The sequence below is a fragment of the Bacillus sp. FSL L8-0528 genome (assembly GCF_038593085.1).
Classification (GTDB): domain Bacteria; phylum Bacillota; class Bacilli; order Bacillales; family Bacillaceae; genus Bacillus; species Bacillus paralicheniformis.
This window is the reverse complement of the sequence record NZ_CP151961.1, coordinates 1,000,650-1,024,242: the sequence shown is the minus strand read 5'-3', so window position 1 is coordinate 1,024,242 and position 23,593 is coordinate 1,000,650. Positions and strand designations below refer to the sequence as shown.

Sequence of the window (23,593 nt, the reverse complement as noted above, 5' to 3'; positions counted from 1 at the left end):
TTCCGAAAAAACAAACAGAAAAAACCGGCTGCCTTACAATAGCAGCCGGTTGAAATTATGTCGTCACATATCTTCCGCCGTTGATGTGGATCGTCTGTCCTGTCATATAAGAGGAATCGTCTGAAGCGAGCAGAACATACACCGCAGCGTGTTCAGAAGGCTGTCCGGGCCTTCCCATCGGCGTATTTGTACCGTGTTTTTCCGTTTTTTCCGGCGAAAAAGTAGCCGGAATGAGCGGCGTCCAAATGGGCCCCGGCGCTACCGCGTTGACGCGTATTCCTTTTTTGACAAGGGATGCAGCCATCGAACGGGTAAACGCGACAATCGCACCCTTTGTGCTCGAATAGTCAATCAGCGCCGGACTGCCCTCATAAGCTGTGATCGATGCGGTATTGATAATCGCGCTGCCTTCCCCTAAATGCGGGAGCGCGGCTTTTGTCATGTGAAACATGGAGAAAATATTCGTTCTGAACGTTTGTTCAAGCTGTTCGGTCGAAATATCTTCGATCCCTTTTTGCGGATGCTGTTCGGCAGCATTGTTCACGAGAATGTCGAGCCCGCCAAAGTGATTCACCGCTTTTTCGACAGATGTTTTGCAATGTGCTTCATCCCCGACATCTCCGGGAATCAAGAGGCATTTTGCGCCTTCTTGTTCGATTCGTTCTTTCGTTTCCTCGGCATCCTTGTGTTCGTCCAAGTACATGACGGCAATGTCGGCACCTTCTTTGGCGTATGCAATGGCGGCCGCTCTTCCGATTCCGCTGTCTCCTCCGGTGATAATGGCGGTTTTTCCTTTTAATTTGCCGCTTCCTTTGTAGTCGCGGTCTTCCGAGAGCGGAAGGGGCACCATCTTGTGCTCAGCCCCGGGTTGTTTTTCTTGTTTTTGCGCTTTCTGTCCATCCGTCTGTCTGTTTTTTTTCGCCTCTTCCGTCGCCATTGTTCGTAATGAAATACAGATCATCTCCGATTACTTTTACATCCCTGATTCTGCCGTATCCGCCAAGCCATTTGACCGCTTTGGCTTCCGCCGGATCGATCCGGAAAACGCCCTCACTCCGCAGCCCGGCCATATAGAGGATATCCCCTTTCTGCGCTAAACCGGATGGGGCCCACGTTTCTTCTCCCGAATGGATGAGCGGCGCTTTCATTCCCCGCTTCTTATCGCTTCCTTCAATCACCGGCCAGCCATAATTGGCTCCGGGTTCTATTTTGTTCACTTCATCATGTCCAGACTGCCCGTGTTCGGAGCTGTAAAACTGCCGGCCGATCCATGCGAGGCCTTGCGGATTCCGGTGTCCAAAGCTGTATACATAAGACGAGCGAAAAGGCTGATCAGCAGGGATCGCACCATCAAGGTCCATCCTTAAAATCACCCCCGCCAGCTTTTCAGGCTGCTGGGCCCATTCCCTTTCCCCCGCATCACCTGTCGTGATGTACAACTTTTGATCGGGCCCGATCGCCATCCGGCCGCCGTTATGAATCACGCCTCCGGGCAAATCGGCAAGCAGCTCCTCCGTTTCCGTCCAAGTGAGACGGTCAAGCGTCAATTTTACGATCCGGTTTTTCAGATGGCCCCCGTCTTTGTATGTATGGTAAACGTATGCCTCCTGATTGTTTTTGAAATCAGGATGAAGTACAAATCCGAGCAGCCCGCCTTCCCCTTCTTGATGAACGGGCTTTTTCAGCTGAAGCTGCATGCGCTCCTTTTTGCCGTCAGCAATGGACACGATTCCCCCGTTTCTTTCGGTCACGTAAAAAATCTCGCCAGTGTGAGCGATCGTCCAAGGCACATCCAAGCGCTCTGCGATAACTTCGGCGCCGCTTCCGCCTTCTTTTGCGGCCGCCGCTTCATGTTCAGCATCAAAATCCCGGCCTTCCGAGCATGCACCTAGAAAAAACAGCATGATCAACATCAGGAATCCTTTTTTCATCGTCTCCCCCTTAAAGGATTTTCTTGATGAATACATTCAAGAACACCGGCATAATTCCCTACTTAAACATTCAAAAATCTATTAAAAAACACGCGCTTCGCTGAGAAGGCGTGTGTCCGCATTACTGAGAAACCAATTCTCCGATATATTTAGCCGACGGCCTGAAAATCATGTTGTTATCAGCCTGCTCCAGCACATGGGCGCACCAGCCGACCATTCTCGCTGCCGAAAAAGTAGGGGTAAACAATGCGGCATCAAAATCGATCGCCTTCATGACAGCCGCTGCGTAAAATTCGACATTCGTATAAAGCTTGCGCCCCGGTTTGTATTCTTCCAAAAGGCGGATCGCCGTATTTTCAACATGAAGAGCAAGGTCGATATCCCGGTCGCCCCCGGCAATTTCCTCAGCTTTCACCCTTAAAGCCTTCGCTCTCGGATCATGCGTTTTATAGACGCGGTGTCCAAATCCCATCAGTCTCTCGCCTTTTTCAAGCTTTTCTCTTATATAGCTTTCTGCGTGCTGTTTTTCCCCGATGCCTTCCAGCATATCAGTCACCGCAGACGGCGCTCCGCCGTGCAAAGGTCCTTTCATCGTGCCAAGTGCAGATGTGACGGCAGAAACAAGATCGGATTCCGTAGACACCGTAACTCTTGCCGAAAAAGTTGAAGCGTTCATGCCGTGTTCCATCGCAAGAATCATGTACGTTTCGAGCGCTTTTTTCTGAGCTTCTGTCGGGCGCTTTCCTTTCAGCATGTAAAAATAATGTTCCACAAAGCCAAGCTCATCCAGCGGCTGAACAGGCTCTTTTCCATCAGTCAGCCTTTTTCTGAACGCGATAATCGACGGGGCGGCTGCAATCAGTCTGAGAGCCTGCTCCATTGTCGGCTTGAACGCAAACGATTTGTCCCCGAATGAAGAGACGGCCGTGCGAAGAACCGCCATATCGTCTAATTCGGCAGGAAGGCTGCGGATCAATCGCTCGCATGCTTCTGGCAGCACACGGAATGAAGCGAGCATCTCATTGAATTGACTGAGTTCCGCCTCCGTCGGAAATGCCCCGTTGAGTATGAGATAAGCGACTTCTTCAAATGTGGATGTAAGCGCCAGTTCATCAGCATTGTACCCTCTGTAGATCAGCTTTCCCTCTTCACCGTCAATGCGGCTGATGGCTGTTTCAACACAAGTAATCCCTTTTAATCCATGATAAACCATATCAATTCCTCCTTTTTCCTTTGTAAATATCATTATAGTTGATATAATATTTAAAAAATATTGAATTATATTGATGTCTTTGATTAACAAAATTAATCAGGAGGACTGCAATGGATTTTAAATGGCTTCATACCTTTGTTACTGCCGCAAAATACGAAAATTTCAGAAAGACGGCGGAAACCTTATTTATTTCTCAGCCGACCGTCACCGTCCAAATTAAACTGCTTGAGGAAGAACTCGGGTGCCAGCTGTTCACCCGCAAAGGAAGAAGCATTCATTTAACGAAAGAAGGGCGCGCTTACCTTCCTTTCGCCCTTCGCCTGCTGGAAGACTATGAATCGAGCATGGCAGAGCTTCACAGAATCAGACAAGGCTATTCGCAGACATTGAATCTAGCGGTTTCACCGCTTATCGCCGATACGATTCTCCCATTTGTATTAAAAAAATACACAGCGCTGCATCCGAATTCGGAGATCAAAGTAAAGATCGCCGAATCAGCTGAAATCGCTCCCCTGATTTCAGCCGGCCATGCAGATATCGGATTAAGCTGCTTAAACGTGCAATCGTCAAACCTGAACTGCTATTCCATGTACAGCGATCCCGTGATTTTGGTTGCCCCTCATGAGGGCCGCAATTCAGAACAAGCGCCGCCGCTCGATGTCGAAGATTTGCTTGAAGAATATTTGCTGTTGACCCATAATCACCCCGAATACTGGGACGACCTCGTCAGGCAGCTGAGGATCAAATTTCCGTTTGTCAGAACAATGCTCGTAAGCCAGACGCATATTACGAAACGATTTATTTCAGAAGGACTCGGTATATCATTTTTGCCGCTGTCGACTGTGCGCCGCGAGCTGATGGAAGGAAGATTAATAGAGGTGCCGTGCGATTTCATGAAGCTTCCTGTTGCAGGGGGATATGCGATTAGTCTGAAAGATAATGAGAAGGTCGAACACTTTTTGGCGTTTTTAGCCGAGTTCCGTTTCTAAACGGGAAAAAACCCGTTCACCATGATGAACGGGCTTGTCCCTGCAACATTAGAAGCGTTTTGCTCCAAGATAGCGGGGCTTCCAATAGCTGTTTGTCATATCGCTGATCGTTACGCCGTCAGAACCGGCATGAACGAATTGATTGTTTCCGATGTAAACCCCCATATGCGAAGGTCCCGGCTGATATGTCGTGAAGAATACGAAATCACCTACTGCGGGGCTTGATACGCTCTTCATCGAATTCCAGTATCCGGCTGTGTTCGTTCTCGCCACATTTGTCTGTTTGTTGAGGATGTACCAGACAAACCCGCTGCAGTCAAATCCTGATGCAGATGTTCCGCCCCATTTATAAGGCGTTCCGATAAGGGCTTTTGCATCTGAAACAAGTTTTGACGTATTCAGCGCTGAAGAGGTTTGCGCAGGCGCCTTGCTTGTCCCGCTTGATGCAGAAGGCTTTGTCGTTGATGCAGCTTTTACGCTTTTCGTCCCTTTAACTTTTAATACTTGTCCGATCCGGATTAAATCTGTTTTTAAACCATTCAGAGATTTCAGTTCATTGACGGTCATGCCGTATGTCCGAGAAATTTTCCAAAGGCTGTCTCCTTTGACCACTTTATGCGTAGCTGATGAAGCTTGCGACGCTTTTGCAGACGAAGAGCTGCTTCCATTGATCGACAGCCTCTGACCTATGTAAATGATATCGGATTTCAGCTTGTTTTCCTGTTTAATCTTGCTGACACTTGTGCCGTACTTCTTCGAAAATCCCCATAACGTATCCCCTTTTTTCACAGTTATAGTTTGCGCGGAAGCCGCTCCCGCAAATAAAGTCGATCCTAAAACAACCGCTGATGCTGCTGTTATTACTTGTTTTTTCATGTTGTCCTCCCACTAGCAGAATATTTTATATTTTTAAAGGAAAAATTAGCAGTTTCATTTTTTTTTGAGAACGGCTGCTTCAGCCCTTCCTCTGTTTCTATTATAAGGAGGGAATTCCATCAGGTATAGTCTTGACTTACTATGTCAAATTCCTTAATTATTCGTTTTTAAAAAAAGTTTTTAAGGGTAGATAATATTTCATTTACATTTCAAAGGTAACTTAAATACTACATTTTCGCACTTTCCAGCAGCCAAAATTACAATTTTAGAAAGAGTATTAAATACTTTATTTTACATTTTTATGATTAACTTATAAAACTGGACAAACGTTCTTTTATTTGGCATAGTGACGGTCGTCGTTGCGCTTTAAAATAAAAAAGGCTGCCCGAATGCAGCCTGAAACTTTTTATAAATATCTGCGATGGACAGCCTTTCCATCATAGGAAAACATGACGGGCTTATCTTCGAGCACGGTTTCGACATGCACGCTTCTTCCCCATAGCTGGTGAAGGTAAGGCAGAACTTTTTCAAGATACTTTAAATCGAGTTCGATCCCTTCATACCAATGCTTAATGTATAATTCATTGTTCTTTAAGTAATCTCCGTCCTCAACTGTCAAATAAGGAAATCCTCCGTTGACTCTCATGCTGACAAGCTGATCGCGCACAGCCTCCCAATCCTTGTCAACGATTTTATAATCCCTTCCCTGTTTTTGAAACAAGTAGAGATCTTCCCTCATCACGAGATCTTTCGTTAAATAGTTTCTGATAAATGAAATGTCTGATTCGATCTCCCTGACTTCAAATATTTTTTCTCTCCCCGAGTTCGGCTTTACACCCATCTTCTTCATATCTTCTGTCGGGTTGTTGTAGCGCTCCTCTATGTCCTCAAATATTTTCAATCCGAGATAATATGGATTGATGCCCGTTTTGGACGGCTGAACCACTCCCGCGTTGAGCTTGGCGAATTCGATCGCTTCACTTGATGTCAGCTCAAGCTCGCGGATGATCCGCTGATGCCAGTAGGACGCCCATCCTTCATTCATGATTTTCGTTTCAAGCTGCGGCCAGAAATACAGCATTTCCTCTCTCATCATCGTTAAGATGTCGCGCTGCCAAGGCTCCAGCTCCCGCGAATGTTCTTCAATGAACAGCAGAATATCTTTTTCCGGCTTCGGCGGAAACTTTTTTTTCGTCCTTTTCTTCTTCTCTTTCGATCCTTTGTGATCCAGTTCCCAGAGGTCGTCATAAGGAGTGGGCGGCGCGTCTGTTTCTTCTTCTTCTTCATCATCTATGCTCCACGACAGCTTCGGCCTCACGAGCGAAGGGTCAATGTGTTCTTCAATCGCCAGCACCGCATCGAGAAATGCTTCGACTTCTTTTGAACCGTGAACCGTCTCATAATGTTTAATCCGCTCTGCTGTCGCCGACATGCTTTCAACCATATCGCGCTTCGTATTTTGGAAACGGCAGTTATTTTTAAAGAAATCACAATGAGCCAGGACGTGTGCGACAATCAGCTTATTTTGAATCAATGAATTGCTGTCCAGCAAAAACGCGTAACACGGATTTGAATTAATGACAAGCTCATATATTTTGCTCAAGCCAAAGTCATAGTGAAGCTTCATTTTGTGAAATTGCTTGCCGAAACTCCAATGGCTGTATCTTGTCGGCATCCCGTATGCGCCGAATGTATAAATGATTTCAGCCGGACAAATTTCATATCTCATCGGATAAAAATCCAGGCCGAATCCTTCCGCGATCTCCGTAATTTCTGCTATCGCCCGCTGCAGCTCTTTTTGTTCCCGTATGCTCAATACTCAAATCCCCCCCGGTTGGACTTCTCTTTATTGTATGAGCCGGGTTTTGAAAAGATGAAAGGCAGCTGTCGGTTTGACAGCTGCCTCTTTGGCTAGTTCGCTATTTGCATGTCAAGGGATGAAGCAAAGCTCTCATAGCGGATGTTTTCCATCGAAACGCCAAGATTTTGCAATCCTTCAATCACGCTTTTCATAAATGAAAGCGGACCGCATACATAAAATTCGCTATTTGGATCTTTCACGATCGATTCCAAAAGCTCTTCATTCACCCGGCCTTTTACAATATGATCTTCCGTCGCTCCAGCATCCCTGCTGTAGACAAACAGGAGACGGTTCGCCGGATTGTCGCCGAGCAGCTTCTCCGTTTCTTCCTTGAAAGCGTGATGCTGTTCAGATTTCGCAGCGTGCACGAATGTGATCTCGCGGCTGCTTTCTTTTTGAGCCAATGTTTGCACCATGCTCATGACAGGCGTGATGCCTGATCCGGCGCTGATGAAGTAAACCGGATGATCCGTTCCTTCGGAAAGGGTGAAATCTCCGGCCGGAGCGCTCACTTCCAAGCTGCCCCCGATTTCCATGTTCTCATGCAGATAGCTTGATACCCTTCCGATCGGCTGCCCTTCCTCCGCTTCCAATTTGACTGAAATGCGGTAGTAGTCTTTATTCCAGGCATCTGACAAGCTGTACTGCCTTGTTAAGAAATACGGTTCACCGGGAATTTTAATGCGGACAGATACGTACTGTCCGGGACTGAAAGCGGGCAAATCCGTTCCATCGGCAGGCTTCAAATAAAAGGAAGCAATCGTAGCGGATTCGACCCGCTTATCCATGATGACAAACGGTTTAAATCCTTCCCAGTTTCCATCCTGCTTTTTGTCTTCTTCATACATTTGTTTTTCGACTTCAATAAATACGCGGGCGATCTCTTCATAGGCTTCTGCCCATGCCTGGAGAATGTCCTCTGTCGCAGCTTCGCCGAGCACAATTTCAATTGCTTCCAAAAGGTGCTGACCGACAATAGGATAGTGCTCTGGTTTCACATGCAAACTTTTGTGTTTATGCCCGATTTGTTTGACAACCGGCAGCAGGTCTCCGAGCCGGTCGATGTTCTCAGCCGCCTGCAAAACAGTGAAAGCCAAAGCTTTCGGCTGTCCGCCGGTTTGCTGGCGGGACATGTTGAAGATATTTTTCAGTTCAGGGTGCGCATTAAACATCCGCTTGTAAAAACAAGTGGTGATCTCTGTTCCCTTTTCTTTTAAAACAGGGGCGGTCGATTTGACAATTTGCATGGTTTTTTCAGATAGCATAACGCTTTCTCCTCTCCAGTCACTTTAAAAATGTATTTGAAATACATCTTTAAAGGTGCAATAAGATCTTTTTTAAATGGGACTGTTACTTTTGATTAAAGATGTATTTTAGATACATCTTTATACTAGACTTTTAATGGAATTAAAGCAATATTTTCAAGGAATGTTTTATATTTTTGTAACAATTTCCGCTCCACCCTCATAACCGAAGGCAAATGTGATAAGATAATGGAAACTTGTTTGATTGAGGTCATGCGATGAAATTAACAAATTATACGGATTACTCATTGAGGGTACTGATTTTTCTAGCAACCAAAAACTCAAACGAGCTTGTCAATATTAAAGACATCGCCGATTCTTATTCCATTTCAAAAAACCACCTTATGAAGGTGATTTACGAGCTTGGCAAGCTTGGCTACGTTGAAACGATTCGGGGCCGCAACGGCGGGATTCGTCTCGGAAAAGCGCCTGAACTGATTAATATCGGTGAAGTCATAAGACATACAGAAGATGATTTTAACCTTGTCGAGTGTTTTAACGGAGAAAAAAACCATTGTATACTTTCTCCGATCTGCGGATTAAAGCATGTTTTAAACAAAGCCCTTTCCGCCTATTTGGACGTATTGGATCAATACACTCTGCAGGATATTATCGTTAATCAGGACCATATACGTAAATTATTGAGTTAACGAAGGAAGCGGCTTCCTTCGTTTTTTTTGCTATAAGGTAAAAATATTCACATTGATGATCGCATTGGTCACCGGGTGAAAATACACCTCGGCGTGCGCCGAAAATGATTTGCCTTTCTGATTGACGGTTACCCTGAAGACATCCTTTGTCTCGTCATCATTGACTTGAGTGCGCCCTAAATATTCATAATCCTCGAACTTTGCGCCTTCGTATTTTTCTTCAAGCGCACTCCAGGCGATTCTCTCCCACCGTTCAGGCGTATCGGAAACACCTGCTTGAAAGTGGCTTTTCGCCGGGAATGATAAAAGCGTTAGTATGCAAAAAAAGTACGTGCAATATCGTTTTTTCATTTCCATTCGCTCCGCATGTATTGTACATACGTTAGCTTGACCGGAAACGGCGAATGTCATGCAGACATTTTTCGCGGTCTAGCGTATACCATCCTCATATTTCTAGGCCGCCAAACAAGGGAGACCAAGTTTTGCCCGGAGAAAAAAACATCCCGCCACATAAAATAATCATGACTCCTCAGAAAGAAGGGAGAGTGGCGAAATTGAATTACGCTGATTATGACAAAGCTTTGTACTATACGCACCGCTCGCAGTGGGACAATCTGCTGATCCTGATGGTGCGGACAGAAGACGATTTATTATCAAAGCGGATCGAACATTTTTTGCACGCCTACAATTTTGAAAGAGATGACGCCATTGTCGAAAAAAGGCTTTATGATCTGCTGCAGTACATTGATCACGCCTCATTTTCGGGACAAGAACATGAAAACGGCGTGCTTGTTTTTACGTAAAATAAAATAAGCCTGGCGCTCTAATCGGCGTCAGGCTTTTTGAAATTCGGCAAAGAGCAGAAGCTCTTCCATTACATTTTTGATATTGGCTTTTGCTGCTTCAGTAACCGTTTGGTGTTCCTCATCAATATGAATCGGATCGAGCACAAGCTGCTTTGTGATGACGTTCGCATAAACTCCGCGCGCGACAATGCGCATATTGGCGAGCGCGTTCATCCCGCCTTTTCCGCCTCCTGCACAAGCAAAAAGCGCAACCGGTTTGCCCGAGAACTGTTCATTGCTTAAAAAATCGAGCGCATTTTTCAAAGCGCCGCTCATACCGCTGTGGTATTCGGGAGATAATAAAACGACAGCGTCTGCTTCTTTGACAGAAGTTTTCAGTTTTTGAACATTCTCCAGCGAGCTCTGCTCTTCATCCCCGTTGAAAATCGGTAGGATGAACTCGCTTAAATCGATAAGCTCCGCCTGATACGTGCGGGCGATATAGGAAGCGGCAATCCGCGTTCTGCCCTGTTTTCTAGCGGTTCCGCTGACTACGGTTATTTTCATTTGATCATCTCCCATCATTTTGTTGTAGTCCGTGTTTAACTGCAAAGAGCGCGGCTTGCGTGCGATCGGATAAGCCAAGCTTTGACAGCAGATTGGATACATGAGTTTTCACTGTTTTTTCGCTGATAAATAAAGATGCGGCAATTTCCTTGTTGCTTTTCCCTTTTGTAATTTCCAATAAAACATCTTTTTCTCTATTTGTCAATTGATGTATTTTTTCTTTCTCATCAGCCTGTGACACATGGTGAAAGACGTGGGACATGATGCTTGGATCCAAGGAATATCTCCCTCCATAAACAGCGCGTATCGTCTCGACAAGTTCATCAGGCTCGGCGTCTTTGAGCTGATAGGCAGAGGCTCCCGCCTGGATGGCGGGAATCACATAGCTTTCATCCGCATAGCTTGTCAGCGCTATGATTTTGACTGACGGATATTCCTTTTTTATTCGCTTTGTCGCCTCAATTCCGTCCATTTCAGGCATTGATAAATCCATTAATACGATGTCTGCCTCACGTCTTCGCAAGACATCGAGCGCCTCAATTCCTGTTGAAGCCTCTCCGACAACGTCAAAATCGCTTTTTGTTTTGAAAAAAAACAAGAGGCCTTTTCTGACAATATGATGATCATCGGCAATGATGATTTTCACCTTTTCCATCCTGCCTCCCCCTTCTCCTTCAAAGGCAAAACCGCCCGGATTTTCGTCCCCTTACCGATTGCGGAGTTGATCAAAAACGTGCCGCCCGCTTTTTTCGTCCGCTCCTTCATTCCTTTCAGCCCAAGCGTCGGAAGCCCCGCGTCAGGATCGTACTGAAACCCTTTGCCGTCATCTTCGATTTCCAAGACGGCAGAGGACTGGAATACATCGATTTTCACTTGTATGCGGCTTGCACCGGCATGCTTTTTGCAATTGTTGAGAGCTTCCTGGCTCAGCCGCCACATCAATTCCTCAGCAGGAGGCGGCAGCCGGAGCACACCGCTGAGCTTGAAGATCACCTGAAGGCCGAGCACTTCCGCATATTTTTCAAGAGCAGCCGCCAACCCTTCTTCAAGGCCCTGGGGCCTGAGCTGCCAAATTAACGCCCGCATCTCAAGCAGCGCTTCATGAGAAAGATGTTGCATAAACTCGAGCATTTCCCTGACCTCAGGCTGGTCTGTCATTTCACCCGCCGCTTTAGCGGTCAAGCTAAGCGAAAAAAGCATTTGATTGACGGAATCATGCAAGTCCTGAGCCAATCTGTTTCTTTCGGTCAGCAGCATGTGTTTTTGCTGTTGTTCAGCAAGCCGCATCCGTTTGATCGCCATTCCGATTTGCAGAGCTACAGCTTCGAGAAGCGCCAGTTCTCCGCGGCTGAAATGAATTTTGCCCGGAGCCGCAACGTTCAGTAAACCGAACCGTTTCTTCTGGTCGCTGAGTGGGACAGTTGCATGATGTGTGATGCCTTCCGGATCTCCGGTCTTCTGTCTCATGGCCGTCGTAATTCGCCGGCAGTGAATGATATTTTTCGCCCTGTCCAGCTTTCCGTCCCTATATTGTTCAAGACAGTAGCAGCTTCCTTCGCATAATAAACGGTTGTGCCGGTAAGAAAGCGCCTGAGGCAGGCAGACCGAAGCGGCCAGTTCAAAGCGCCCCTTTTCATCGATCAGAAAAAGCCACGCCGTTTTGAGTCCTGTTAAGCGGAGCAGCTTTTTTAAAACAGCATGAAGCGTTTCTTTTAGATGGTTCCCTTCGTTTAAAGCTTCCGCTATTTCTTTGAGCGTTTTCAATTTTTCAAACTGCGTGTCTTCCCGCAAAAGATTCATCCCCTTAACCCGGAGTTTCTTTTATTATATCGATATTTGCTAAAAAAAAGGCCACCTCATGAGATGAACTTTTCTAAGACTTTTGACCGAGAAGGGACAAAGCGAATCGTTAAGCTTCTTCCTCCCAAAACAAATCGTCAAGCGTTTTGTCCAGCGCCTTTGCGATCGCGATGCATAGGTGCAATGTCGGATTGTATTTATTTTTTTCGATCAGCCCGATCGTCTGTCTTGTCACATTGACCCGCTCGGCAAGCTGGGCTTGTGTCAAAGACTTTTCGACCCGGGCGAGTTTGACCCGGTTAACCATATGCTCACCCGCCGTTTTCAATTAATCATCTAATAGATCTTGATTTTTCCGAAAGGATTTGCGCAACGAGATAAAGTTGATCAGAAAATGAAAAAATACAAACAACATCACCATCATAATAAAGTCAAACCAACTGCCGGGGTGTTTTGGTATGCCGGTAAAAATAAGCACTAAAATGGCAAATATGATGCCGGAAGCGAGGCTGAGAGCCGTGATCTCTTTTCTTTTTTTCCTGTACGCCGCTTGACCTGCAATCTCCGGATATTCAAACCCCGACAAAAGATAGCGGAACAATATCCAGCCTGCATAGACTGCAAAACCGATGGCACTGACGATGTATTCGGATGCCGGTCTCCCTAAAATGAGGCCCCGGATGATCATATCCAAAAATAAGATAGCAGCGACAATCGTACCGGCTTCGCTAAAAAATTGCGTCATTTTCTTTTCTACGTATTCATCCCCGGTTTTGATCCATTTCATGTCAGCCATTTTCCCCTTTCATATGCAATTTATATCTAACTTATTGTTAAATATATATTACATTATTTATGGCCGCTTATCAATAAAAATTGAAAACCCGCCATGTAGCAAGGCGGGTTTTCAGCGATTATCAATTTGAAGTCGCTTTTACAATATCATCGATTTTTTTCATCACTTCATCTGTCAATTGATGGAGAAGCGCTTCACTGTCTTCATTGGTTCGGCCTTTGACCGCGAAATAAAATTTCACTTTGGGCTCTGTTCCTGATGGACGGAGGCAGAACCATGAGCCGTCTTCAAGGAAATATTTCAAAACATTGGATGTCGGAAGATCGATCGTTTCTGTTTTGTTTTCCTTCAGCAGCGTCCGCTTCCCTGTCAAATAGTCTTCTGCGGATACAACGTCTTTTCCAGCGATGGAAAGAGGCGGCTGTTCTCTGAATGTGCTGAGGATGGCCGCGATTTGCTCCGCTCCCTCTTTTCCTTTTAAGGTCAGGGACTTCAAGCCTTCTCTATAGAAGCCGAACGTTTGATACAATTCGAGGAGCCCATCATACAGCGATTTTCCCTGCTTTTTATAGAAGGCGCATACCTCAACCGCAAGCAGTGCGGCCTGGACGGCATCCTTGTCTCTTGCGAAATCGCCGATCAAGTAACCGTAGCTCTCCTCATAACCGAATTGGAAAGCATATTCGCCCGATGCTTCAAATTGTTTGATTTTTTCTCCGATGAATTTAAAGCCGGTCAGCGTGTCGATCGTGTCAAGTCCGAAAGAAGCGGCAATGTCGCGCCCCATTTCGCTCGTCACAATCGTTTTTAGAACGACTCCGTTATCAGGCAGCGTGCCTTTCTGCTGTTTTTGCGATAGCAGATAATGCAAAAGCAGCGCGCCGGTTTGATTTCCTGTCAGCACCGCGTAACGGCCTTCTTGATCCTTTACAGCGACGCCGAGGCGGTCCGCGTCGGGATCGGTTCCGATCAGAATATCGGCTCCTTTTTCTTCTCCGAGCCTGATCGCATATTCAAAAGCGGCGTGCTCTTCCGGATTAGGAGAAGACACGGTCGAAAAGTCAGGATCAGGCAGTTCCTGTTCCGGAACGACTGTGACATGTTCATACCCGAGAGCTTTCAAGCCGCGTCTCACGGATTTGTTTGCCGTGCCGTGCAGCGGGGTGAAAATGACTTTGACTTCAGTTTCCTTTGCCAGATCAGGGTTGACAGAAATCGATGTCAGTTTATCGAGATACGCTTGATCGATTTCCTCGCCGATTATTTTGATCAAGCCTTTTTCGGTTAATGCAGCTTCATCACCGGCTTCGATCTCAAGTTCGTTTTCAATCGCATTGACATAGCCGATGAGTTTGTCGGCATCAGCAGGCGGAAGCTGCGCGCCGTCCTCTCCGTAGACTTTATAGCCGTTGTATTCAGGCGGGTTATGGCTCGCCGTGATAACAATACCTGCAAACGCATTCAGTTCTCTTACCGCAAAGGAAAGTTCAGGTGTCGGGCGCAGTTCGTCAAACACGTACGTTTGAACGCCGTTTTCCGCGAGCGTTTTAGCAGCTTCCATTGCAAATTCAGGCGATTTGTGGCGGGAATCGTACGCAATCACAACGCCGCGCTTTTTTGCTTCTTCGCCGTTCGCTCCTATGTATGCGGCAAGGCCCGCCGATGCTTTGCGAACCGTATAAACGTTCATGCGGTTCGGACCGGGTCCGATCTCTCCGCGCATGCCGGCTGTACCAAACTCAAGTTTTTTATAAAAGCAATCCTCTAATTCTTTTTCATTTCCTTCAGCTTCCAGAAGAAGCGATTTTAATTCGGAATCTAAGTTTTCTTTGTTTTTCCAGCGTTCATAGCTCGTTCTCCAGCTCATGATTACCTCCAATATTCCAGCTAAGTAATTGCAGCTTTTCTTTTATCATATCGACAAACAGCCGCTTTGTCCAAATTTAGCATGCCGAACGACAAAAATGAGGCTGCCTGATCAAGACAGCCTCACGTTAGGCCATTCGGTTGATTTTTAACGAAATTTCATCAAGGTCATTTAACCCGATCAATCATCTGCTTTCCAGCGGGACAACAGCGTCGTGAAGAAGTCCTTCCAAGACCTGGACATGCCGGGCCTTCGTTTCGCCATCCCAGTTCAGCTTCTCGCTCATGTAGTCCGTAAGGCTGTCTTTGTAAGTGCGGACCCAATTGATGTCAAAGAACAGCGCACCCGTTCTGCGCACGAAGAAGTCTGCCGGGACGGCAGCCATTTCTTCCTCGATCCCGTAATCCATTTCTGCCAGTACATGGACAGGAATGCGGCGTTCTGCTGCTTCATCTTTTAGAGATGGAACACGATCAAACAGGCGGTCTGCGTTCGAACCGTATCGTGCGGCGATCTGTCTGGCCGTCTCTTCGGACAGTCCAGCCTTGATCCCTTCGGCTGCTTTCGCTCGAATAAAATCCTCGAGATTTTTGGAGCCGCCGATATGGCCGCCTGAGATCGGCATCGTTTTTGTTCTGCAAGGACCGAAGTCTCTGCCGCCCTCTTCTTTTAATCGGTCTCTGACAAGATCAACGATATGCTCAGCCATTTTTCTGTAGCCGGTCAGCTTTCCGCCGGCAATTGTGATCAGTCCGGATTCAGAAGTCCAGATCTCATCTTTCCGGGAAATCTCGGACGGGTCTTTTCCTTCTTCATGAATCAGCGGTCTGAGCCCAGCCCAGCTTGATTCGACATCTTCGGCCTTGATTCCCAGTTCAGGGAACATATAGTTGATGGCATTAATGACATAATCCCTGTCTGCAGTCGTCATTCGAGGGTGTTCCAGATCCTCGTTGTAGACGGTGTCCGTTGTGCCGACATATGCCTTTCCGTCTCTCGGAATCGCGAACACCATACGGCCGTCGGGCGTGTCAAAATAAACGGCTTGTTTTAAAGGAAAGACCGATTGATCAAAAACAAGATGCACGCCTTTTGTATGCTGAAGGTGTTTGCCTTCTTTTGAATGGTCTTTTTCCCGCAGACGGTCAACCCACGGACCTGCGGCATTGACGATTTTTTTCGCGTGGACGCGGTATGTTTTTTTCGTGAAGACGTCTTCAATGACCACGCCGGTGACCTTGCCGTTTTCATAAATAAAATCGCTTACTTTCGCATAATTGACAGCCTCGGCTCCGAATTTAACCGCTTCTTTCATGACTTCGATCGTCAGCCTGGCGTCATCCGTCCGGTATTCGACATAATAGCCGCCGCCTTTCAGGCCGTTCTTTTTCACGAGCGGCTCTTTTTGAAGAGTTTCTTCGGCATTCAGCATGCTCCTCCGCTCAGCTTTTTTGACGCCTGCTAAAAAGTCGTACACTCTCAGTCCGATTGACGTGCTGAATTTGCCGAAAGTGCCTCCCTTATGCATCGGAAGCAGCATCCATTCGGGCGTTGTCACATGCGGCCCGTTTTCATAGACGATCGCCCGCTCTTTGCCGACCTCAGCTACCATTTTCACTTCAAATTGCTTTAAATAGCGAAGTCCGCCGTGGACGAGTTTCGTGGAGCGGCTTGACGTTCCGGCCGCAAAGTCCTGCATTTCGCAAAGCGCCGTTTTCATTCCGCGCGAAGCGGCGTCCAATGCCGTCCCTGCACCTGTAATACCTCCGCCGATAATAAACACGTCATACTTCTGCTTCGTCATATTCTGTAAAATATCGTCCCGTTTACGGCTTGAAAATAATGATTCCATGTTCATGTCCTCCCTTGTTGTCACGGTAAAAAAATAGAAAAAGAGACCACAAACATCCAAAGCGCTGATACTGCTTTGGTGCCTGCGGTCTCTCCTCTTCTCCAACCGTTTCTATTAACTTAATTAGATTGTAACATACATGCGGCTTATTTAAAAGCCCTAGCTGCATTTACAGCTTTCTTCCACCCGCTGTACAGACTCTCGCGCTCTTTTTCTTCCATTTTCGGTTCAAAACGTTTGTCAAGCTGCCACTGGTCTTTGATCTCGGAACGATCACTCCAGAAGCCGACAGCAAGACCCGCTAAATAGGCTGAACCGAGCGCGGTTGTTTCGTTGATTTCAGGACGTTCTACAGGGACATCCAAAATGTCGCCCTGAAAATCCATCAGGAAGTTGTTTTTGACAGCTCCGCCGTCGACTCTCAGCGTTTTCACCGAGATCCCGGAGTCTTCCATCATTGCGTCAAGCACGTCTTTCGTTTGATAGGCAAGCGCTTCAAGCGTTGCTCTAACAAAATGCTCTTTCGTCGTACCCCGGGTCAGTCCGAATACAGCGCCGCGGACATCGCTGTCCCAATAAGGCGTGCCTAAACCTACAAATGCAGGAACCACATAAACACCATCGGCAGATTCTGCTCTTACAGCGTATTTTTCACTTTCCTTGGCGTCTTTAAACATTCTCAGCCCATCTCGCAGCCATTGAATAGCGGAACCTGCGACGAAGACGCTGCCTTCCAGCGCATATTCCACCTTTCCATCGATGCCCCAGGCGATTGTCGTCAGCAGGCCGTGCTCTGATTTGATCGCTTTCTCGCCGGTGTTCATCAGCATAAAGCAGCCTGTTCCATACGTGTTCTTAACCATTCCCTCTTCAAAGCAAGCCTGCCCGAACAATGCTGCCTGCTGGTCGCCGGCTGCACCTGCAATCGGAATGTTTTTGCCGAAGAAATGATAATCGACCGTTTCAGCGTATACATGCGATGAAGGCTTGACTTCTGGAAGCATCGATTTCGGCACGCCGAGAATATCGAGAAGTTCATCATCCCATTTGAGGTCATAGATGTTGAACATCAGTGTTCTTGAGGCATTTGAATAATCTGTCACATGCGCTTTTCCGCCGGACATTTTCCAGATCAGCCAAGAATCGATCGTACCGAAGAGAAGGTCGCCGTTTTCAGCTTTCTCCCTTGCCCCTTCCACATGATCCAAAATCCATTTCACCTTCGTGCCTGAGAAATAAGGATCGATTAAAAGGCCTGTTTTTTCTCTGATTGTCTCTTCATAGCCTTGTTCTCTCAATTCCTGACATATTTCCGCCGATTGGCGGGACTGCCACACAATCGCATTGTAGACCGGTTTGCCGGTATGTTTATCCCAAACAACGGTTGTTTCCCGCTGGTTTGTGATCCCGATTCCGGCAATTTGTCCGGCTTCGATCCCCGATTCTGAAAGCGCAGAAGCGATCACCGACAGAACGGAGCCCCAGATTTCATTTGCATTATGTTCAACCCAGCCGGGGTTTGGAAAATATTGCTGAAATTCTTTTTGCGCAATATGGACGATTTCGCCTGCTTTGTTGAAAACAATCGCCCTTGTGCTTGTGGTGCCTTGATCAAGAGACAAAATGTATTTTTCCATTTTTTGAAACTCCCCCTTATATGTCTGTTTAGATTGCGTTTTTTTAAATGTTGACCGATTGATCAACCGATTGTTTTTTCATATGAATATAGAAACCTAACAATATCACAACTAGTATAACGCTTACAATCCAAAATGTGTTGGTGATGTGCCCTTTGAATGCGGCATTGTAAAAAACGCCTGCAAATGAACCGCCGAGCGCCGGTCCTAAAACAGGAATCCACGCGTACTTCCAATTTGAACTTCCTTTGCCTGCAATCGGAAGGACAAAGTGGGCGATTCTCGGCCCCAAATCGCGGGCAGGGTTAATCGCATAGCCTGTTGTTCCGCCGAGCGAGATCCCGATCGCCACGATCAGAAATCCGACAACAAGCGGATTCAGTCCGTCAGTAAACTTGTTTGCACCGATCGTTAAAAGTCCGAGAACGAGAACAAAAGTCCCCAATGTTTCACTGAACAGGTTTGCAAATGTATTTGGAATCGCCGGACCTGTCGAAAATACTCCCAGCTTCGCGCCTTGATCTTCGGTTTCTTTCCAGTGCGGCAAGTAGTGAATAAAAACGAGCACCGCCCCTAAAAATGCGCCGATCATCTGCCCCAAAATATAGGAAGGCACTTCTTCCCAAGGAAAATCTCCGACAAATGCCAGCCCCAATGTCACGGCGGGATTTAAATGCGCTCCGCTGATGCCGCCGACGGCATATACCGCCATGGCCACGCCGAGCCCCCAGCCGAAGACGATCACAATCCATCCGGATTGATGGGACAGCGATTTTTTCAAATTAACTCCTGCACAAACTCCAGCTCCAAAGACGATGAGCAGCATCGTTCCGATAACTTCCCCCCAAAATGCTGTCAAGGCTATCCCTCCTAAAATCTATTATGAAGTGTTATTTTAAAGATGAACACCATGGGCTCACCTTTTCCACTGTGTCTATAAGACCATAAAAAAACACAGCAAACTTTCTTTACATCATACTGAGTAAAGAACTGCTGTGGTCTCCGAGTCTCCGTCACAATGTATTAACTTAGTAAGATCGTATCGTATAGTGAAAGCGTTGTCAATAATTTTTCACATTTTAAATTTTTACTTCCAGTATTTTTTCCATAGATCAGTGTCTGAGGTGGTGACTGCGGATGCCCCTGCTGCAAGCGCCTGCTCGACGTCTATTTCAGTACGGATAAACCCGCCCGCAAAGATCGGAATGCCGGTTATTTCTTTGACTTCCTTGATCAGTTCCGGCACCACTCCGGGAAGCACTTCTATATAGTCGGGTCTGTGCTTTTTCACCAGTTCAATACTCTTCTTCATGGCGCTTGTGTCTATTAAAAACATGCGCTGGATCGCATACACTTTCTTCTGCTTTGCTTTTGCGATAACGCTTGATCTTGTAGAAAGAATGCCCGCCGGTTTCATTTCCTGGCAAATGAATTCCGCACCGTATTCATCATGCTTAATTCCTTGGATCAGATCGACGTGCACAAACATTTTTTTCCCATGGGATCTGGCCGCACTGATGACGCCTCCCAGCTGTCCAAGGTGGATGTCAAGCAGGACCCCGTATGAAAATGGGCTGTCCAAGAATGTATCAAACTGCTTCATATTACGTACCGCAGGCAAAATTTTTTGATCGTGAAAACTCATGTTCCATCTCCTTCACTTGCTATCTTGCTTCTGTATTACACTAATGGAATTTCCGCCTCATTGCAATCCTTTATAAACAGAAGCCTCTCACGGTCCCCGGGCAAATCATTTTACATTTACCTTCATTCATGTCCATAATTTAACACAACCAACTCGAATGGGGGGAATTTTTTATGAAAGCGATCATCCATGAAGGAATCAAGGGCCTTTCAGGGCTGAAATATACAGACGTTTCCGACAAAACGCCCGGTCCGGGCGAAGTCAAAATCAGACTGAAAGCGGCCGGGCTGAACCACCGTGACTTGTTCCTCTTTCAATCCAGGGAGGCGGGTGATGCCCCGTTTATACCCGGCTCCGACGGAGCAGGCACGATCGAAGAGACAGGCGAAGGCATTCAGGGCCTCGCCGTTCATACAGAGGTGATCATCAATCCGAGCATCGGCTGGGAATATACGGATTCTGTTCCGCAAGTACCCGACATTCTCGGCGGCCCATCTGACGGAACCTTCGCAGAGCATGTCATCGTCCCGGCGAAGCACGTGTTGAAAAAGCCGGCGCACCTTTCCTGGGAGGAAGCAGGCGTCCTGCCTTTATCCGCTCTGACCGCTTACAGGGCTTTATTTACAAAAGGACATTTAAAAAAAGGCGAACATATCTTAATACCGGGAGTCGGCGGAGGCGTCGCCACAAATGCGGTACTCATGGCAAAGGCAGCGGGCGCGCGGGTGACTGTAACCTCCCGAAGCGAAGAAAAAAGAAAAGAAGCGCTCCGCTATGGGGCGGACCTCGCAATTGAAAGCCGCGGCCTGTGGAAAGAAAGCTTGGGCGGGGAACGGGTTGATTTGATCCTCGACAGCATCGGCCCGGCAACTTTTGCGAATTATTTCGATGTCATCAAGCCGAACGGAAGGATCATCAATTTCGGCGCCAGCTCGGGAGACAGCATCCAGCTTCCGCTGCGCTCGCTCTTTTTCCCGCAAATCAGCATCATCGGCACTTCGATGGGCAGCCTCGAAGAATTTCGGCAAATGATTGATTTTATCGAACGCCATTCGCTTAAGCCGGTACTTGATCAAGTGTTTCCTTTATCAGAAGCGGCTGCGGCCTTTAAACGGATGAAAGACGGGGAGCAGTTTGGAAATATCGCTTTGCAAATAGGCGGGTAAACTCTGGGGAACGGCGGCTTGCCATGTCATCAGCCGCCGTTTCAAGCTGCCTTTTTGTTTTCGCCGGAAAAAAGGCCGCCTGAAAGATTCAGGTCAGCCCCATAATGAAAGCAGCCACAGCACGACCGGAAGGGTGACGATGCTGAGCATTGTACTGATAAAAGTCGCGCTTGAAACGATTTCCGGCTTTGTTTCAAACTGAACCGCCATCAAAGTCGTATTCGCCGCCGTCGGCATGGCCGCCGCCAACACCATGATCTCTTTGACCAGTCCGTCGACGGGAAGAATCAGCGCAAACCCCAAGGCAATGAGCGGAGACACGAATAATTTCAGCAAGAGCGAGTAAGAAATTTTCCGGTATTCGATATGTTGAAAGGAGATCACCGCAAGCTGCATGCCGAGAATAATCATAATCGTCGGAATCGCAGCATCCCCCACCAATTTAATTCCCGTCATTAACTGTTCGGGAATCGAAATATGCCCCAGCTGAAAGCATATGCCGAGCAGCGCACCGTATGCGACCGGCATCCGGATAACCCTTGTCATCACGATTTTAAATCCGCCCGCTTGAGGGCTTCCTTTCGCTGCATAATATATGCCGATCGTGCTCATGACAAGCTGCTGAAGCACCATCAGCACAACGGCGATATCAAGCCCGGCCGTGCCGTAGACTAGCAGGACGACGGGAGTGCCGTAGTTTCCGTTATTCATGAAAGCGGATGATAAAACGAGAGCGCACCGCTCCTGATTGGAATACCCGTAAACATATGAAATGAGGTAGACAAATAGAATCAAAGTGAAACAGAGGCCGAGACAATAGACAGACATATAGATATAATCCATCGTCAGCTTGTTCTCATAAAACGTATCAAATGCTAAAAACGGAGACATTAAATACAGGGACATTTTAGATAGGTTCTGAATATCAAAATGAAGCAGCTTTTGTCCGATAAACCCGATCGCAAATATCCCGAAAACCGGCAGTAAAACAAGCACAAACTCCATGATGCACCTTCTTTTTATGTATAACCGTTCTCATTAATACTATCAATCATATAGAAAATTCCGTTTGTTTTCAACGGTGTTTCCAGCCCGTTTGCAGAAAAAGAGCTCCCGTATACCCGGCCCTGCTTGGCTAGGTGTGCGGCAATCTTCTTCATGTTCTGGGATGCGGCTGTAAGGAGAACTTGTTCACTCACATTCCGTTTTCCCTGAAACAGACAAACGATTTTGCGGGCCTCCCATATATGCCGGGTGATGACTTTCTGGCGGTTCTTTGATCTTGGCAGTGCTCAAGCAATAGGCATGTTTCAGGATTTTTATATGACCGGCAGCCTTTTCAGTCTTGCTGGTTTGGGCAAATGCAACTGCCTTTTTCACTGTCATCATGAAACTTCCATATATCACTCTCCCCCCTTTCAAGTGGCATCATTTTTTCTGCCGCGGGCAAATAAAAACCGCAGACAAAAGAAGACAACCAATGCCTCTACTGTCTGCGGGGAGTTGCGGATGTCCGTCTATTCCGATTTTAATGGGTGCGATAAGCATTGGTTAAGGAAGGACACGAATTCTTCCGCAGGCTGAATGAGCCATGAGCTTTTCCTTGTGTATCACATTCAGCTGTCTCATTGTCATGTTGTTCAGCCTCCGTTACTTTTTTCTTACTCTATAAGCACACCCGCCTAATCCCATTTCATCATCATCTTTTTCCAAAAACGGTCGGCATTTGTATGTTTCATCGAGTGGATTTGCCCTTTGTTTATGATACCCGCTTTATTTCTTGTCTAGAGCGGTCTTTCTTGTGGTATCCAATAAAATAAATGAGACCGACAAACACGGCTCCGCCAATGACATTGCCGATAAAAGCCGGAATGATGTTTCCGATAAACTGCCCCCATGTGAACGAGCCTGCAAAAATGGCTGCGGGAATCACAAACATGTTGGCGACAACGTGCTGAAATCCGATTGCGACAAAAGCCATAATTGGGAACCAGATGCCAAGGATTTTTCCTGCTCCGTCTTGTGCGCCGAAAGAAAGCCATACCGCAAGACATACAAGCCAGTTACAGCCGATGCCGGAAATGAGAACCTTGCCGAAGCTCATATCCAGTTTTCCTTGTGCAACGGCGATCGTTTTTTCTAAATAAGGGCCTGTTTCAGTCAATCCAACCAAATGTCCGAAAAAGTAAGCAACAAACAGTGCGCCGATTAAGTTCATCATCGTAACGATTCCCCAGTTAACCGCCAATTGTTTCAGTGATATTTTTCTTGAAAATAAAGCCATCGCAACGGACATCATATTCCCTGTGATCAATTCAGCGCCAGCGAGCACCACAAGTATCAGACCGACAGGAAATACCGCAGCTCCGATTAGGCTGGACAGGCTTCCCCATTCTTTCGGCAGATCGCCGATTACCCTGATATCAAGCAAGTACCCAAGCGCGATAAATGCGCCGCCTAAAAACCCCAATACAAGCAGAGACGGCAGCGGGAGCTGTATTTTTTTCATTCCTGCTTCAATTGCCGCATCCGCTATTTCATCCGGTTTTCGAAAAGCCATACTAAACCCCTCCATGATTTCTTCTATTCTCACAGTTATGGCAGAAAGACAATAAAAAAAGGCAGCACTCAAATAACCTGTGTCAACCAGGCGT

Annotated in this window: 25 protein-coding genes; 4 read left to right on the top strand and 21 right to left on the bottom strand. The window is 46.9% G+C overall.

All coding sequences use genetic code 11. The features are described 5' to 3' along the window. Positions 1-55: 55 nt before the first annotated feature. The 3 genes from MHI30_RS05140 to MHI30_RS05130 all read right to left on the bottom strand — a co-directional run bounded on the left by MHI30_RS05140 (position 56) and on the right by MHI30_RS05130 (position 3,144). Entirely contained in the window at positions 56-937 is an 882-nt protein-coding gene (locus MHI30_RS05140) for an SDR family oxidoreductase (RefSeq protein WP_145699692.1), read from the bottom strand. Next, the gene (locus MHI30_RS05135; protein ID WP_075755472.1) at positions 858-1,931 is read right to left on the bottom strand and encodes a PQQ-dependent sugar dehydrogenase; all 1,074 of its coding nucleotides are present in this window, start codon (positions 1,929-1,931) and stop codon (positions 858-860) included. The genes MHI30_RS05140 and MHI30_RS05135 overlap by 80 nt, the downstream gene beginning before the upstream one ends. Before the next feature lie 121 nt (positions 1,932-2,052). Then, entirely contained in the window at positions 2,053-3,144 is a 1,092-nt protein-coding gene (locus MHI30_RS05130) for a citrate synthase/methylcitrate synthase (RefSeq protein WP_075755470.1), read from the bottom strand. 110 nt (positions 3,145-3,254) lie between these two features. Between MHI30_RS05130 and MHI30_RS05125 the strand changes: the two genes are divergently transcribed. Further along, positions 3,255-4,133: a LysR family transcriptional regulator gene (locus MHI30_RS05125; protein ID WP_075755468.1), complete on the top strand. Its 879-nt coding sequence runs from the start codon at positions 3,255-3,257 to the stop codon at positions 4,131-4,133. Between the two features lie 48 nt (positions 4,134-4,181). On the opposite strand, the gene MHI30_RS05120 is transcribed toward MHI30_RS05125, so the two are convergent. The 3 genes from MHI30_RS05120 to hmpA all read right to left on the bottom strand — a co-directional run bounded on the left by MHI30_RS05120 (position 4,182) and on the right by hmpA (position 8,135). Further along, the gene (locus MHI30_RS05120; RefSeq protein WP_020450723.1) at positions 4,182-5,009 is read right to left on the bottom strand and encodes a C40 family peptidase; all 828 of its coding nucleotides are present in this window, start codon (positions 5,007-5,009) and stop codon (positions 4,182-4,184) included. Between the two features lie 406 nt (positions 5,010-5,415). Further along, on the bottom strand, positions 5,416-6,825 hold the full coding sequence (locus MHI30_RS05115) for a SpoVR family protein (protein WP_075755466.1): 1,410 nt from the start codon (positions 6,823-6,825) through the stop codon (positions 5,416-5,418). 95 nt (positions 6,826-6,920) lie between these two features. After that, a complete protein-coding gene (hmpA, locus tag MHI30_RS05110) occupies positions 6,921-8,135 on the bottom strand; it encodes an NO-inducible flavohemoprotein (protein ID WP_075755464.1) in 1,215 nt (404 codons plus the stop codon). Between the two features lie 257 nt (positions 8,136-8,392). Here hmpA and nsrR point away from each other — a divergent pair, with 257 nt between their 5' ends. After that, the gene (gene nsrR / locus MHI30_RS05105) at positions 8,393-8,824 is read left to right on the top strand and encodes a nitric oxide-sensing transcriptional repressor NsrR (RefSeq protein WP_059230655.1); all 432 of its coding nucleotides are present in this window, start codon (positions 8,393-8,395) and stop codon (positions 8,822-8,824) included. Positions 8,825-8,854: 30 nt separating this feature from the next. Here nsrR and MHI30_RS05100 read toward each other — a convergent pair whose 3' ends face one another. After that, positions 8,855-9,175, bottom strand: coding sequence for a YqzG/YhdC family protein (locus MHI30_RS05100; protein ID WP_075755462.1), 321 nt, complete (start codon positions 9,173-9,175; stop codon positions 8,855-8,857). Between the two features lie 203 nt (positions 9,176-9,378). On the opposite strand from MHI30_RS05100, the gene MHI30_RS05095 reads away from it, so the two are divergent. Further along, on the top strand, positions 9,379-9,627 hold the full coding sequence (locus MHI30_RS05095) for a YhdB family protein (protein WP_023856510.1): 249 nt from the start codon (positions 9,379-9,381) through the stop codon (positions 9,625-9,627). A 30-nt stretch (positions 9,628-9,657) separates the two neighbouring features. On the opposite strand, the gene MHI30_RS05090 is transcribed toward MHI30_RS05095, so the two are convergent. The 10 genes from MHI30_RS05090 to MHI30_RS05045 form a co-directional block, all read right to left on the bottom strand. Beyond that, positions 9,658-10,176: an NADPH-dependent FMN reductase gene (locus MHI30_RS05090; protein WP_075755460.1), complete on the bottom strand. Its 519-nt coding sequence runs from the start codon at positions 10,174-10,176 to the stop codon at positions 9,658-9,660. Positions 10,177-10,180: 4 nt separating this feature from the next. Continuing rightward, on the bottom strand, positions 10,181-10,831 hold the full coding sequence (locus MHI30_RS05085) for a response regulator transcription factor (protein ID WP_075755458.1): 651 nt from the start codon (positions 10,829-10,831) through the stop codon (positions 10,181-10,183). Beyond that, positions 10,819-11,967, bottom strand: coding sequence for a GAF domain-containing sensor histidine kinase (locus tag MHI30_RS05080; protein ID WP_081379960.1), 1,149 nt, complete (start codon positions 11,965-11,967; stop codon positions 10,819-10,821). Before MHI30_RS05080 ends, MHI30_RS05085 begins: the two co-directional genes overlap by 13 nt. Before the next feature lie 118 nt (positions 11,968-12,085). Beyond that, on the bottom strand, positions 12,086-12,283 hold the full coding sequence (locus tag MHI30_RS05075; protein ID WP_025811818.1) for a helix-turn-helix transcriptional regulator: 198 nt from the start codon (positions 12,281-12,283) through the stop codon (positions 12,086-12,088). Between the two features lie 21 nt (positions 12,284-12,304). After that, a complete protein-coding gene (locus MHI30_RS05070; protein WP_025811820.1) occupies positions 12,305-12,763 on the bottom strand; it encodes a DUF6773 family protein in 459 nt (152 codons plus the stop codon). Between the two features lie 130 nt (positions 12,764-12,893). Continuing rightward, positions 12,894-14,639 carry a phospho-sugar mutase gene (locus MHI30_RS05065; RefSeq protein ID WP_075755454.1) on the bottom strand — a complete coding sequence of 582 codons (1,746 nt, stop codon included), beginning with the start codon at positions 14,637-14,639 and terminating at the stop codon, positions 12,894-12,896. 184 nt (positions 14,640-14,823) lie between these two features. After that, the gene (glpD, locus tag MHI30_RS05060; protein WP_023856505.1) at positions 14,824-16,491 is read right to left on the bottom strand and encodes a glycerol-3-phosphate dehydrogenase; all 1,668 of its coding nucleotides are present in this window, start codon (positions 16,489-16,491) and stop codon (positions 14,824-14,826) included. Positions 16,492-16,637: 146 nt separating this feature from the next. Beyond that, entirely contained in the window at positions 16,638-18,128 is a 1,491-nt protein-coding gene (glpK, locus tag MHI30_RS05055) for a glycerol kinase GlpK (protein ID WP_075755452.1), read from the bottom strand. Between the two features lie 43 nt (positions 18,129-18,171). Then, entirely contained in the window at positions 18,172-18,987 is an 816-nt protein-coding gene (locus tag MHI30_RS05050; protein ID WP_075755450.1) for an MIP/aquaporin family protein, read from the bottom strand. Between the two features lie 228 nt (positions 18,988-19,215). Next, the gene (locus tag MHI30_RS05045) at positions 19,216-19,773 is read right to left on the bottom strand and encodes a glycerol-3-phosphate responsive antiterminator (protein WP_075755448.1); all 558 of its coding nucleotides are present in this window, start codon (positions 19,771-19,773) and stop codon (positions 19,216-19,218) included. A gap of 173 nt (positions 19,774-19,946) precedes the next feature. Here MHI30_RS05045 and MHI30_RS05040 point away from each other — a divergent pair, with 173 nt between their 5' ends. Continuing rightward, the gene (locus MHI30_RS05040) at positions 19,947-20,939 is read left to right on the top strand and encodes a zinc-binding dehydrogenase (protein ID WP_075755446.1); all 993 of its coding nucleotides are present in this window, start codon (positions 19,947-19,949) and stop codon (positions 20,937-20,939) included. Between the two features lie 93 nt (positions 20,940-21,032). Here MHI30_RS05040 and MHI30_RS05035 read toward each other — a convergent pair whose 3' ends face one another. The 4 genes from MHI30_RS05035 to MHI30_RS05020 form a co-directional block, all read right to left on the bottom strand. Then, complete coding sequence (locus MHI30_RS05035) at positions 21,033-21,944, bottom strand: AEC family transporter (RefSeq protein ID WP_075755444.1); 912 nt, start codon at positions 21,942-21,944, stop codon at positions 21,033-21,035. 14 nt (positions 21,945-21,958) lie between these two features. Further along, positions 21,959-22,138: a hypothetical protein gene (locus MHI30_RS05030; protein ID WP_075755442.1), complete on the bottom strand. Its 180-nt coding sequence runs from the start codon at positions 22,136-22,138 to the stop codon at positions 21,959-21,961. After that, positions 22,131-22,328, bottom strand: a complete 198-nt coding sequence (locus MHI30_RS05025; protein WP_075755440.1) for a hypothetical protein — start codon at positions 22,326-22,328, stop codon at positions 22,131-22,133. The genes MHI30_RS05030 and MHI30_RS05025 overlap by 8 nt, the downstream gene beginning before the upstream one ends. Before the next feature lie 370 nt (positions 22,329-22,698). Further along, positions 22,699-23,499 carry a formate/nitrite transporter family protein gene (locus tag MHI30_RS05020; RefSeq protein WP_075755438.1) on the bottom strand — a complete coding sequence of 267 codons (801 nt, stop codon included), beginning with the start codon at positions 23,497-23,499 and terminating at the stop codon, positions 22,699-22,701. Between the last annotated feature and the right edge of the window lie 94 nt (positions 23,500-23,593).

Coding starts and splice junctions, on each gene's coding strand:
- MHI30_RS05125 (WP_075755468.1), top strand. CDS start 3,255: ATGGATTTTAAATGGCTTCATACCTTTGTTACTGCCGCAAAATACGAA.
- nsrR (WP_059230655.1), top strand. CDS start 8,393: ATGAAATTAACAAATTATACGGATTACTCATTGAGGGTACTGATTTTT.
- MHI30_RS05040 (WP_075755446.1), top strand. CDS start 19,947: ATGAAAGCGATCATCCATGAAGGAATCAAGGGCCTTTCAGGGCTGAAA.
- glpK (WP_075755452.1), bottom strand. CDS start 18,128: ATGGAAAAATACATTTTGTCTCTTGATCAAGGCACCACAAGCACAAGG.
- hmpA (WP_075755464.1), bottom strand. CDS start 8,135: ATGCTATCTGAAAAAACCATGCAAATTGTCAAATCGACCGCCCCTGTT.
- MHI30_RS05085 (WP_075755458.1), bottom strand. CDS start 10,831: ATGGAAAAGGTGAAAATCATCATTGCCGATGATCATCATATTGTCAGA.
- MHI30_RS05120 (WP_020450723.1), bottom strand. CDS start 5,009: ATGAAAAAACAAGTAATAACAGCAGCATCAGCGGTTGTTTTAGGATCG.
- glpD (WP_023856505.1), bottom strand. CDS start 16,491: ATGGAATCATTATTTTCAAGCCGTAAACGGGACGATATTTTACAGAAT.
- MHI30_RS05045 (WP_075755448.1), bottom strand. CDS start 19,773: ATGAGTTTTCACGATCAAAAAATTTTGCCTGCGGTACGTAATATGAAG.
- MHI30_RS05140 (WP_145699692.1), bottom strand. CDS start 937: ATGGCGACGGAAGAGGCGAAAAAAAACAGACAGACGGATGGACAGAAA.
- MHI30_RS05020 (WP_075755438.1), bottom strand. CDS start 23,499: ATGGCTTTTCGAAAACCGGATGAAATAGCGGATGCGGCAATTGAAGCA.
- MHI30_RS05035 (WP_075755444.1), bottom strand. CDS start 21,944: ATGGAGTTTGTGCTTGTTTTACTGCCGGTTTTCGGGATATTTGCGATC.
- MHI30_RS05100 (WP_075755462.1), bottom strand. CDS start 9,175: ATGAAAAAACGATATTGCACGTACTTTTTTTGCATACTAACGCTTTTA.
- MHI30_RS05130 (WP_075755470.1), bottom strand. CDS start 3,144: ATGGTTTATCATGGATTAAAAGGGATTACTTGTGTTGAAACAGCCATC.
- MHI30_RS05090 (WP_075755460.1), bottom strand. CDS start 10,176: ATGAAAATAACCGTAGTCAGCGGAACCGCTAGAAAACAGGGCAGAACG.
- MHI30_RS05075 (WP_025811818.1), bottom strand. CDS start 12,283: ATGGTTAACCGGGTCAAACTCGCCCGGGTCGAAAAGTCTTTGACACAA.
- MHI30_RS05025 (WP_075755440.1), bottom strand. CDS start 22,328: ATGATGACAGTGAAAAAGGCAGTTGCATTTGCCCAAACCAGCAAGACT.
- MHI30_RS05070 (WP_025811820.1), bottom strand. CDS start 12,763: ATGAAATGGATCAAAACCGGGGATGAATACGTAGAAAAGAAAATGACG.
- MHI30_RS05065 (WP_075755454.1), bottom strand. CDS start 14,639: ATGAGCTGGAGAACGAGCTATGAACGCTGGAAAAACAAAGAAAACTTA.
- MHI30_RS05135 (WP_075755472.1), bottom strand. CDS start 1,931: ATGAAAAAAGGATTCCTGATGTTGATCATGCTGTTTTTTCTAGGTGCA.